Source organism: Vibrio sp. KUL80, assembly GCF_059725495.1.
In genome coordinates this window covers 1,663,298-1,675,351 of sequence record NZ_AP045842.1, presented here as the reverse complement: position 1 = coordinate 1,675,351, position 12,054 = coordinate 1,663,298, and the positions used below count along the sequence as shown (strand labels likewise).

9 protein-coding genes are annotated in these 12,054 nt (G+C 45.5%); all 9 read right to left on the bottom strand.

Features of this window, described 5'->3' with window-relative positions; all coding sequences use genetic code 11:
• Window position 1: 1 nt before the first annotated feature.
• On the bottom strand, window positions 2-1,066 hold the full coding sequence (locus tag AC6I8U_RS24050; protein WP_498018816.1) for an ABC transporter substrate-binding protein: 1,065 nt from the start codon (window positions 1,064-1,066) through the stop codon (window positions 2-4).
• A 91-nt stretch (window positions 1,067-1,157) separates the two neighbouring features.
• Window positions 1,158-1,862 (bottom strand): COG3650 family protein, encoded by a 705-nt coding sequence (locus tag AC6I8U_RS24045; RefSeq protein WP_498018815.1) that lies wholly within the window; start codon window positions 1,860-1,862, stop codon window positions 1,158-1,160.
• A gap of 109 nt (window positions 1,863-1,971) precedes the next feature.
• Entirely contained in the window at window positions 1,972-2,586 is a 615-nt protein-coding gene (locus AC6I8U_RS24040) for a LysE family translocator (protein ID WP_234496961.1), read from the bottom strand.
• Window positions 2,587-2,701: 115 nt separating this feature from the next.
• Window positions 2,702-3,619 (bottom strand): LysR family transcriptional regulator, encoded by a 918-nt coding sequence (locus tag AC6I8U_RS24035; protein WP_498018814.1) that lies wholly within the window; start codon window positions 3,617-3,619, stop codon window positions 2,702-2,704.
• A gap of 32 nt (window positions 3,620-3,651) precedes the next feature.
• The gene (locus AC6I8U_RS24030) at window positions 3,652-5,118 is read right to left on the bottom strand and encodes a transporter substrate-binding domain-containing diguanylate cyclase (protein WP_498018813.1); all 1,467 of its coding nucleotides are present in this window, start codon (window positions 5,116-5,118) and stop codon (window positions 3,652-3,654) included.
• 244 nt (window positions 5,119-5,362) lie between these two features.
• Window positions 5,363-6,400: a galactose-1-epimerase gene (gene galM / locus AC6I8U_RS24025; RefSeq protein WP_498018812.1), complete on the bottom strand. Its 1,038-nt coding sequence runs from the start codon at window positions 6,398-6,400 to the stop codon at window positions 5,363-5,365.
• Window positions 6,401-6,416: 16 nt separating this feature from the next.
• Complete coding sequence (gene galK / locus AC6I8U_RS24020; protein ID WP_498018811.1) at window positions 6,417-7,577, bottom strand: galactokinase; 1,161 nt, start codon at window positions 7,575-7,577, stop codon at window positions 6,417-6,419.
• 58 nt (window positions 7,578-7,635) lie between these two features.
• A complete protein-coding gene (locus AC6I8U_RS24015) occupies window positions 7,636-8,688 on the bottom strand; it encodes a UDP-glucose--hexose-1-phosphate uridylyltransferase (protein WP_498018810.1) in 1,053 nt (350 codons plus the stop codon).
• Between the two features lie 171 nt (window positions 8,689-8,859).
• Window positions 8,860-11,967, bottom strand: coding sequence for a beta-galactosidase (locus AC6I8U_RS24010; RefSeq protein WP_498018809.1), 3,108 nt, complete (start codon window positions 11,965-11,967; stop codon window positions 8,860-8,862).
• Window positions 11,968-12,054: the final 87 nt, after the last annotated feature.

Genomic DNA, 12,054 nt, shown 5'->3' with positions numbered 1-12,054 from the left:
ATCACCTCAAATCTTCTACAATTCTTTGGCGAATGAGTAAGCCGTTGTCGCTCACGGGCGTGTACAGAAAGCTTTTCTCAATGAGGTTTGAGGCTGGACTGATTGCAGGGTCTTCACGGTATTCTCTACTCAGCAGAGCTTCAACATTTGCATTAGGTGTTGAAAACCAGGCACTTTGAGCATTAAGAGCGGCCACTTCAGGTGAGGTCAAGTAGTCTAAAGCTACTGTTGTTTGTTCACGGAAACGGCTACCAGCGGGTATCGCTAAACACTCCAACCAGACAATTGTGCCCTCATTAGGCACAACATACTCCCATACATCTTTGTTTTCAGCTTCATTTAATACATGGTGATCACCTGCATAACCAAAAGCTATATCGATGGTCTCAAGCGCACTTGGTGTAGCAACGTCTGCAAGAATGTAGTCTGTGGAAGCAAGCGATGACCGTTGGGTCTGCAATAGCTTATGCGCTTGCTGAAGTGATGCTTCATCATCAGTAAATGGACTTTTGTTGGATGACAGTAACGCTACCCCTACAAGGTCTATAGGGTGGTAGTACATAGACACTTTGCCGTCGAGACCCTTGTTCGGCTTGAGTAGCGTTTCCCAAGAATCTACCGGCTTCGAAAACTTATCACGTCTATAAAGAATACCACTGGTACCCCACGCATAAGGAATACCAAAATCACCACATGCCTCCATCCATTTGTGCTCAAAGCGACCTGACAGTTTTTGTCGAAGCTCTGGTATTGAGCGGACTACACCGAGTTGACCCAATGTTTGTAATCGGACACTTTCAACGACAACAATATCAATGGTTTTACCACGTTCACTCAGCAGTAGCTCATCACGAACTGACTCGTCAGAGAAATAGATTTGTTCGATGCTAATTTGATGATCTTGTCTCAGCTTCTCGATGACAATCGGCGCTAAAAACGCTTCCCAGTTATAAAGGTGAACGGCGTCATCGCCTTGGTGGGCGTATAAGGGCGAGCAAACAACAAACAACAGATATAACCAACAACTGAGTACAGCCCTTCCTTTGACCAAACTTCGTTTCGACATCTGCTAAGTCCTTTAGCTTTTACTAACATAAAGAGCCTAGGACAGTAGCAGGGTGATGGCGAAGTCTTTATCATCTCAAAATTGAGAATTATTACTCTTTAGCCGGCTCCTGTCCGTTGGTGTTGGGACGCATATCCAATTCTGATTCTCCAGTAACCATATCTATGGTAAATAGATAGTGGTTATCAGGGTCTCCATGATGCTTGAAGTCAAATTGATACGTATGAGCAGGGAAAAATATCGGCACTTCCTCGACCTGTGTTAAGTCAAAACCGTCTTGTACATAGATCTCTTGTACTTCAATTTGCAGCCTTGCTGCTTCTAACTCTCGGCTCCTATCATATTCGGGCTCAACCGATGGATTAGCAGGGTAAGATTTTCCATCAAATGCCATGGTTCTAAGAGAGCCATCACTCCACACATAAAAATTCTTCCACCCGTTGGTTTCGCGACTAGCAAGGAGTACAGGCGTATTGGTTACTGTCATTCTATTAATTAGCTCTCCGGAATCTTGAAATAGATAAGCCGTACAGCCACCCGACCCGCAAAAGTAAGGATCTTGCATTAATACAAATAACTCTTCACTGCCATTTCCGTTGAGATCGGTTGCCCCCGTCAGGTACTTATAGTCTTTTTCTCGAGGATCGAGCTTCTCTGGAATTAGAATATCTTCAACCACTAATCTGTCGATATTCTCTAGGGTAAACACATCTGGGCGAGGCTCATCATAGTCGTGATTACACCCTTGAATCACAGCAACAGTAAACACACTGAGTAGTATGGTAGGTAGTTTCAATTTGTTCTCCGAAACATGAGAGAGATATCTAAGTCTATGAAGATAAACACCATATCTCAAGTTTCAGTGAACAAACTTGTTTATTAAACTGTGAGGTTTAGCGAGAAAACTATAGAGTGGTGACAACTCTTACCGCAAGAAGAATCAGTACCACGCCGGACAACTGGTCAATAAGTTTCGCTCTAGACTTTAGCGTATTCAATAAGCGTGGCGATGAAAGCATAAACGTAATTAACGTATACCAAAGTCCGTCAACGATAAGGGGTGTCGTGACGATAATGGCTTTATCAGTAATTTCGCTACCCACGGCAACAAACTGACTAAATAGAGCCGTGAAAAACAGAGCGATTTTCGGACTCAGTAACGAGATAAGCAGCCCTTCTCTTGCAGCTGACGCTACCGATACTTGCTTGCCTGACTCTAATCTATCAACAATGCCACCTTTGGAGCGAATCGCGTTGTATCCAAGCCATGCGAGATAAAGCGCCCCCAGTAGAGAGATCGTCTTAAATAGCATCGGGAACTGGTGCAGAAGCACTGACAGACCAAGCACAGTAACTAACGCATACACACCGATACCAAACGCATGAGCCCATGCAGTTGCCAGACCGTGGCGTCGTCCACCTGCCAAGCTATGTTTAGCAACAATCGCTAAACTCGGACCTGGGGACATAGCCCCTAATAAGCAAATGGCTAGTAGTGATAACCAAATCGTAAACGTCATGATGTATTCCGTGTGTAATTCCAACTCGTTGGGTGAACTCTATCACCTCAATGTCATGATTTGAAATCACAATTAATCATGACCACCATCACATGAAATCATAATACATAGAGAATCAACTTTTCACGGAATACATAGACGATTGCATATACGCGAGAACTTTGTCTCTTACCCACTTGTGGGCAGGATCTTGTTCGTACTTTGGATGCCATATAAGCCAGTACTGATGTGTAGGCGGACTAAATGGCAGTGAAAAGGTGCGCAGTGCTAAGCGTTTCTCTAGATTATGAGCAATGTGCTCTGGTAGCGTTAATAACCCATCACTTTGCTGCACCATCGCGAAAGCCGAGCTAAAAAACGGGGTGGAAACTAAAATTCGACGCTCAAGGCCTCTTTCCTTCATTGCAGAGTCGAGAAAACTGTCTTTGTCTCCTCCAGCGGAAATTCGGATATGTTGATAGGACTCTAAATCATTGAAAGTGATGTCAGATTTCGAACTCAAAGGGTGCCCTTCTCGAACTACCACCACAGGTACATCTTCGCCAATCTTACGCGAACATAATGATTCCGGCGCACTAGGCAACATTGTCGAGGCCAGTTGAACATCTTCATCGCCCAACTTCTGTAACAACTTAGGTTCCCACAAACGATAAGAGAATTTGAGTAGAGGAGCGAGGGGCGATAACTGGCTAACAAGCTCAGGAAAAATATATTGCGCAACATAATCAGATGAGGAAAACGTAAGCGTTTGATCATAAAGTTTCGGGTCAAACTCCTGACCACCCAAAACTCTTTGAATTTCCTCTAATAGCTTTTCTAACTCCGCACTTAGCTGTATTGCTCGCGGCGTTAAAACATAATGACTTCCTTCTCTCACCAGCAATGGATCTTGGTAGATATCTCTTAGCTGACTTAATTGACGGCTAACAGCAGACTGAGTCACGTTAAGACGCGAAGCCGCTCGACTTACATGCTTTTCTGAAAGTAGCACTTGAAGCGTATACAATAGGTTTAGATTGGTTTTACTAGCCATTGTTACCGTGAAAAATACGTTAGACAGACGCACTATTCCAGTGCTTGTGCCGGTTCAACTTGAGTGGGTATGTACTCCACTACAGCCTGGTTTTTACCTTGTTTTTTAGCAGCATACATGAGTTTATCGGCCTCATACAGCGTTTCAAAGTCGCTAGCACAATGATAGATCGCACACCCGAGACTAACGGTCACTGGCAAACCGTCTATTTCATCGAGGTCGATATCTCTCACAGACTCACAAATACGGTGTGCAAGTTCATCCGAGAAACAAACAGGCTGATCAATGAAGGCTAACGCAAACTCTTCTCCCCCAATACGAGCAACAATATGACTTGAGTTAGTCAATGCTTTTATTTTCTCGGACACATGCTTAATCACCACATCCCCTTTTATATGCCCGTAGGTATCATTCACAATTTTAAAATTGTCGATATCGATAATCATGACCGTTAAATTGCTGTTGGACCTTCGGAAGTACTTCAATTTGTCCAGAAAATAGCGACGATTCCACAGCCCCGTCAGGGCATCCGTCTCTGAAAGGTACTTCAACTGTACGTTTTCAGCGGACAATTCTTGAGTCTTGGTTCTCACTACATGTTTTAGAATTACTAGGTAGATAAGAAGCATGATAACAATGCCAGAAATGGCGATTGCCGGTAAGTAGGAGGGGTACACGGTTTCTATATGCATCCATCGTCCGTAAATCCGCTGTAAATCCTGTTTTCCGACATGTTTGAAGTCGGCAATGATCGACTCCATTAGGCTTACATTCGATTGCGACGTGGCGTAATGAATATCACCCGAATATAGGTGCTTAACATCGATAAACTGACCGCTTTTGGGGCCAATATGCAAATAGTAGTTCGCTACTTGAAGGTCAGCGACAAAGGCTCGAATCCTGTTGTCTCGCGCTGCTTTTATCATCAGAGCATTATTGTCAAAATAAGCTAACCCAACTTCGGGAAAGTGGTTGAGCATATATTCTGCTTCATAACCACCGTTAACTACCCCGACCTTGTGGTTGTGGTGACCGAGAAGAAATTCATCAGCATCAAAGCTTTGTAATGAGTGATGAAAATAAAGCTGAGTGTCTAATTCGAATAGAGGCTCTCCGAATGCCAAAACTTTCGCTCGTTCACGCGACCATAATAAACCAGCATGGACATCTGCTTGCCCCGCTTTGACGAGATCAATGGATTCTTGCCAATCAACAAGTTTGAATTCGATAACAATATCGTTCGCTTCGCCGTATGCTTTCCACAGGTCGATCAAAATCCCCGCAGGCTGATTAGCGTCGTCGAGAAAAGAATAGGGTTTCCACGCTTTCGAGTTAGACACTATTAGGCGCTTTGGAGTCAACGGTTGCTCTCCGTGCTGTTCCAACGCCAAAGCACCTGTATCTTGCGCGGAAGATCCGGATGCCAGTGTTGGGAATCCCCCCAAAAGCAACATCAGAATCGAGGTCACCAACGTACTAAAGTTGGCCCGAATCAACATGTTATACACTCACCATTAACTATAAGAGTATTATTTATAGTAGGTAAAACTGTGACTTTCCTTCCGCACTGATGTAATTCTCGATCTACGTCTCAATATGATTGAGACTTAAGCAGCATTTATAGAATACGGCCTGCTTAAAACAGCCTAAAATGTTGACTAATAGAGTTTCGCAGCCAAGCCTCAAGACCGAAATCAGTCTATAATTTCACTTCTACCTGAGCTCTCTGGACATAGAGTTCATCTAGAACTCGAAGCAATACCTCGTACTATGGCTGTACTCACCACCTGGTCTAAGAATGGCGTTGGATTCATGCCAATCTTGGTTTGGCGCATTCGGATAGAACTGAGTTTCTAGTGCCAAACCCGCGTAATCTTCGTATGTTCCACCATTTCGATTTGGAGTACCCGCCAGCCAATTTCCGGTGTAAAGATGCATCCCTGGCATGGTGGTAATCACTGACATTACCAGTTTTCTATCTGGAGATTGCAGCGCTGCAACTCGTGAGGAAATATCGCGCCCACTTAACAACAAATAGCAATGGTCATAACCTTTTGCTTGCACTTGTTGCTCACTGACTAGTAGTTCAGAAGACAAGCGTTTGGTGCGGTTAAAATCAAAACTCGTTTCACTCACAGGCTCCGGCATTTTGTGTGGGATGCCAACATCGTTAGTCGGCAAGTAATGCGATGAATCGATTTGAAGCCAATGTTCTAACACCGTCTCCCCGTTATCGGCCCCAGATAAATTGAAATAAGCATGATTGGTAAGATTAACTGGGGTCGCCTTGTTGGTTGAAGCTCGGTAATTAATATTGACAGAGTTATCTTCGGTTAGCGTGTAAGTCACTCTCGTCACGAGCCTGCCCGGAAACCCTTGATCACCATCTTCAGAGATAAGTTCAAACTCAACGCTGTTTGCAGTTTGTATTACAAGGCTCCAACGCCGCTTATCGAACCCGTCACGGCCACCATGGTGGCTATTTCCCGCTTGGTTAACATCTACCTGGTAGGTATTCCCATCGATCGAAAATTTCCCGCCAGCAATACGATTGGCATATCGACCAACCGTAGAGCCCAGATAGACTTGTTGGCGCTCGTAATCCTCTATTGAACTCACGCCCAGCAGCACTTCTCGTAAACTGTTGTTTATCGGTACCTTGCAACTTAGCCAAGCCGCCCCGATGTCCATAACCGTTATTTCCATCCCTGCTGCGTTGGATACGGTGACTAACTTTGGTGCCTGACCATCTTTTGCAATACCACTAAACTCGATTCCCATATTTTATCTCTTATCGCTAAAGTGTTTCAGCAAGTCCCGCTCCTGATTGAGCTTGGCAAACGTAGATCGACTCTTTTAATCCTGTTGCAGCTTCGTAGTTCTGATTCACTGCCTGCTCGATGACTGGCACGAAACTAGGTGGAACTAACGCAACAACACAGCCACCAAAACCGCCACCTGTCATACGAACGCCGCCATTTTCGCCAATAGCAGACTTCACAATCTCAACAAGCGTATCTATCTCCGTGACTGTGATTTCAAAATCATATCGCATTGAGGCATGTGACTCAGCCATCAGTTCGCCCATTCGCTTCATATCGCCAGCCATCAGTGCTTTGGCCGCCTCTTCAGTACGCGCGTTTTCAGTGATGACGTGACGAGCGCGCTTCGCGACCAGCTCATCGAGTTGGTCCTGCTTTTGATTAAACGCCTCAATCGACACGTCACGCAGCGCTTTGACTCCCAACACGCGAGCCGCTTCTTCACACTGTTGTCGTCTGGTGTTGTATTCACTATCAACTAAACCGCGCTTTTTGTTGGAGTTAATAATGACGACAGACATGCCTTCGGGCATAGATACAGAGCTGGATTCAAGGCTTCGACAATCGAGTAACATGGCATGATCTTTTTGTCCCTTCGCCGAAATCATCTGGTCCATAATTCCGCAGTTACAGCCAACAAACTCATTCTCAGCTTGTTGGCCGTTTAGCGCGATTTCTTCTTGGCTGATATCTAAGTCATAAAGCACTTTAAAGGTTTGCCCAATCACGACCTCTAAAGCCGCTGAAGAGCTTAAACCAGCACCTTGGGGCACGTTACCACTAACGGCAATATCAACGCCGTTAAACTCATAGCCTCTCGCCAACAAATACTTGACCACGCCTCGAATGTAGTTCGCCCACATTTTATCGTCTTGAAACTCAATTGGCTCTTCTAGGTTGAACGCATCGGTATCATTGTCGTAATCCACAGCGACGAGTCGAACTTGGTTATCTTCTCTTTTGGCCGCAGCGACCACTGTCTGGTAGTTGATTGCACAAGGTAATACAAAACCATCATTGTAATCGGTATGTTCGCCTATTAAATTTACACGCCCCGGTGCTTGCACAACATGGGTCGGCTCGTAATCTAATACCTGCTTGAAAGACGCTTTCACGTTATTTATTAAATCAGACATAATGAACTCTCAAATCTTGTGTAAACACGTCGACTCAGCCAACGTATGGGATGTTGTATTAACACTCTTTGTAATGAACGTCACTCAGTACGCGTAGTCGCTCAGCGGCTTGCTCTGGCGTTAAATCTCGCTGTGATTCAGCGAGCATCTCGTAGCCCACCATAAACTTTCTAACCGTGGCGCTGCGCAAAAGCGGTGGATAGAAAAGAGCATGTAATTGCCAATGGTCGATATTCGTACCCTCTTCAAAGAACGGCGCAAAATGCCAGCCCATTGAGTAGGGGAAAGAGCACTGAAACAGATTGTCATATCGGCTGGTCAATTTTTTTACTGCCAAGGCGAGATCATCGCGCTGCGCATCACTTAACTCACTCATTCGTCGAATATGGGCCTTAGGCAACAACATGGTTTCAAAAGGCCAAGCAGCCCAATAAGGGACGACGGCTAGCCAATGCTCTGTTTCGACGACCGTTCTCGAACCGTCCTTTTGCTCAGATTCGACATAGTCCACGAGTAAGTTAGAGCCGTACTGTTCAAAGTAATCTTTTAGATGGATCTCTTTGCGCTCAATTTCATTGGGCAAAAAACTGTTCGCCCAAATCTGTCCATGAGGATGAGGTTGAGAGCACCCCATGGTTTCCCCTTTGTTTTCAAACGCCTGAACCCAAAGGTAGTCTTTGCCTAACTCTTCAATCTGTTCATTCCAGGTATCGATAACGCCACGAATTTTAGTGACGGATAACTCTGGCAAGGTTTTGCTGTGATCAGGAGAAAAACAGATAACGCGGCTCAGTCCTCTCACGCCTTGAGTTTTAAACAACGGATTGTCAGATTGCGGTGCGTCTGGTGAGTCGGGCATCAATGCTGCAAAGTCATTGGAGAAAACGTAGGTTCCCTCGTAATCAGGATTCGTTTCGCCAGAGATTCGAGCGTTACCCGGACACAAAAAACACCCCTTATCAAAACTTGGTAGCTCAGCGGTTGAGGGTTTCTCATCTTGACCACTCCATGGGCGCCTAGCCCTGTGTGGTGATATCAAGATCCACTGACCGGTCAGCGGGTTATAACGGCGATGTGGGTGGTCTACTGGGTCAAAATGTATATCAGCCATAATGTTTCTCAATCTGTTTCGCAGGCCCGTTTTGATTATTCTATCAAGCGAGTCTATTAGTAATCCGTGATGCAACTCTCGATAATGTAAACGTTTCCACAACCAAAACATCCAATTCTTATAGCTTACTTACTGCACGACGATTAAAAAGTGATTAACGGTTACAAGCGATCAATCCAAGGTCTTCAATACCACGGCATATCGGTAATGCTGCTCGCAAAGTTGGTACTCGTCGTGAACACTTGGTGTCCAAGAATCATCTCCCCCCACCCCCATGTGAAAGCCATCAATCCGTACATACACCGCATCTTCTTTTACAAGTTCGTTTGTGTGTTTCGCGTTGGCGAGGTTCACTTGATTAAACTCACTGACAGAAAAATGAAACTCACCCTCCACCTTGAGATTGCCTACCGTTAACTCATGACAATCGCAACGAAGACCATTTTCTGAAGGGAAAATATAATTAGTGTGCATCTCTTCGATAGGTTTTTGATAACGACCGATGTGAGCCGAGTACAATCTGTCTGGGTAGTTTTCGTGTGGACCACGCCCAAACCAATCAACCATAGCTCGATCTTCGCTTGACGTCTGTTTTGGCAAACACAACTCAAGACCGACACGCGGAATCGGTGGTAAACCGCGAGCGAGCGTGACATCAACATCGATAGCAATCGAGCCATCACTCGCTATGTGGTAACGCCAAGTGCTTGAAATGACTGGGGCTAGATCATTACTGTAGATAGCAACACACTTTATCTCTACACCACCAGAGATCTCATAAGCCTCTAAGCTTTGAACGTCTCGTCGAAGCGTTCTAAATCCAGCGGCTTCCCAGCGTGCGAACCAAGAGTTAGGGTCGAGCTTATTCGCTTCACTTGTACCAATGTCATTGTCTAGGGGTGCGCGATAGAAATTGTCTTTTATCGGTTGGCTCAGTACCTTGGCTCCTTTTATCATCCAATCAGCCAAGTAGCCTGTCTCTTTATCAAACTCAACAACACAACATTCGTTCTCAATTCGAAGCTTGGTATCAGTATCAAGCAGTTGGAGCGAACCAAAGTTTTCCTTTTCAGCAAGATGGAGCTTGGGAATAGAGGCTAATTCAATTTGCTCACAAGCGGTGATGTGTCCTGATTCTGCCCAAGGTGTAGCATTGATTAATCTCGCTTGTAGATTAAGGTGATAGCGTGCGCCAGGGAGTCGCTCGATAGCATCACACAGCTGTATCTGAAGACTAGCTTGAGCGGGAATAGATAGTGCGACCTCTCCAGATTGCACGATGTTGCCATTTTCTAAAAGTTGCCACGAGAGGACTTCATTGTCACTGGAAGTAAACAAGTTTTCAGACACAGCTTCTATCACAAGTGGCTGGTCGCTGATCAACTTGAACTGGAAAAACTGCTGCGCTTTTTTAACTTCAAATAGAGTTGGGTGCACCGTTCTGTCAGGGAAAATCAATCCGTTGATGCAGAACTGTCGGTCATTGATTTCATCACCGAAATCACCACCATAAGCCCAATAGAACTGCCCTTTATCATCAAATTTGGTAAGCCCTTGATCTACCCAGTCCCAAATAAACCCACCCTGTAATCTTGGATGGTCACGAAAAGCTTTCCAGTATTCAACGAAACTACCAAGACTATTTCCCATCGCATGGGCATATTCACATAAGATCAGAGGGCGCGTTTCATTGGGTAGCGCAATTGCTTTTTTGATGCCTACGCGAGGTGTGACCTCTGGCTGATGCCCCACCACAGGCAAATCCCAATCGACTCGGGCATACATAGGACAGATGATGTCCGTTGCCGATGTCATCGCACCGCCACCCTCGTATTGAACCGGCCTTGATGGGTCGCGCTGCTTAACCCACTGGTACATTGCATGATGATTGCTGCCAATTCCCGATTCATTCCCTAACGACCAGATGATGATCGAGGGGTGGTTTTTATCTCTTTCAACCAGATTTACCATGCGCCTCATGAAAGCATTTACCCACTCGCTATCATCAGACAGACGGCACATCGGAAACTGACCGTGAGTTTCAATGTTCGCTTCGTCAACTAAATACAGACCAAACTGGTCACAAAGCTCATACCACATCGGATGGTTTGGATAGTGCGCCGTTCGAACCGCATTAAAATTATTTTGCTTCAGTAGTTTGATGTCACGAATCATACCGTCTCGTGTCATCACATGACCAAGCTCAGGGTGATGCTCATGACGATTGACACCGCGAATGAGCAAGGGTTTACTGTTTACACATAGCTGGCCATCTAAGATCTCGACGTTTCTAAAACCTACAGAGTAAGCCTCACAATCGACAACTTGCTTCTGATCGTTAAGCAGTGAAACGACAACTCGATATAAATACGGGCGCTCTGCGCTCCATGCGTTTACATCATCCAACTTGATTCTATGGATTGATTGATTGTCCCACGCACCTTTTTCATCAACAAACTCAACGCCCATCGCTTGCGACTGTTCAGATACAAGCCTCCCTGTATCGTCATAAACTGTGACCAAAATCGTTTGAGTAGACTCTGGCTTGGCAACTTTTGTCACCACTTTAAGAAGCCCATCACGATAGTCAGACTGGAGACTAGCGATCGTCTCGACATCGGCAATATGGCTATTGGGTTTGGTCCTCAGAGTGACATCGCGAAAGATGCCGCTAAGCCACCACATATCCTGATCTTCAAGATAAGAGCCATCTGACCAACGCAAGACCATGAGGGTCAGTTGGTTTTCGCCCTCAACTAAATGAGCACTCAGATCGAACTCAGCAGGCAGACGTGAGTCTTGTGAGTAGCCGACCCAAGTCCCATTACACCAAAGATGGAAAGCACTGTTGACGCCATCAAACGTGATGGTTGTCGTCGCATCTGACTGACTCGCAAATTGAAAGCGCTTGCGATACACGCCTGTAGGGTTTTGCTCTGGAACATTCGGAGGGTTGTCGTCGAATGGGTACTTTACATTGGTGTAGATTGGCTTGTCATAGCCATGCAGTTGCCAATTGCTTGGAACGGATAGAGGGTCCCATTGCCCATCGTCAAAGTCACTCGCAACATACGACTCCAGCATATCCTCAGGACGTTTCAACAAGTGAAACTTCCACTCACCATTCAATGACATTTGGTTTAAAGATGCTTGATTTTTACGAGCCTCTTCTATGGTGCGATAGGCATGCAAAGGCGCATGAGGGGCAAGTACATTACGTTGCACAACGTGTTGGTTTTCCCACTCGCGAGCGGCGATGACTTGGGCGAAAGATCTCATCTCTACTTCCTACTGTTCCGAGACAAAAAGAGCGCTCCAATGCGTTGAGAGCGCTCATTGGTATTGGGTAAAACAGATATCCTGTGT

What these genes read in the sequence shown, in the direction of transcription:
- AC6I8U_RS24040 (WP_234496961.1), bottom strand. Translation starts at nt 2,586, where the DNA reads ATGACGTTTACGATTTGGTTATCACTACTAGCCATTTGCTTATTAGGG.
- AC6I8U_RS24015 (WP_498018810.1), bottom strand. Translation starts at nt 8,688, where the DNA reads ATGGCTGATATACATTTTGACCCAGTAGACCACCCACATCGCCGTTAT.
- AC6I8U_RS24030 (WP_498018813.1), bottom strand. Translation starts at nt 5,118, where the DNA reads ATGTTGATTCGGGCCAACTTTAGTACGTTGGTGACCTCGATTCTGATG.
- AC6I8U_RS24050 (WP_498018816.1), bottom strand. Translation starts at nt 1,066, where the DNA reads ATGTCGAAACGAAGTTTGGTCAAAGGAAGGGCTGTACTCAGTTGTTGG.
- AC6I8U_RS24010 (WP_498018809.1), bottom strand. Translation starts at nt 11,967, where the DNA reads ATGAGATCTTTCGCCCAAGTCATCGCCGCTCGCGAGTGGGAAAACCAA.
- galK (WP_498018811.1), bottom strand. Translation starts at nt 7,577, where the DNA reads ATGTCTGATTTAATAAATAACGTGAAAGCGTCTTTCAAGCAGGTATTA.
- AC6I8U_RS24035 (WP_498018814.1), bottom strand. Translation starts at nt 3,619, where the DNA reads ATGGCTAGTAAAACCAATCTAAACCTATTGTATACGCTTCAAGTGCTA.
- galM (WP_498018812.1), bottom strand. Translation starts at nt 6,400, where the DNA reads ATGGGAATCGAGTTTAGTGGTATTGCAAAAGATGGTCAGGCACCAAAG.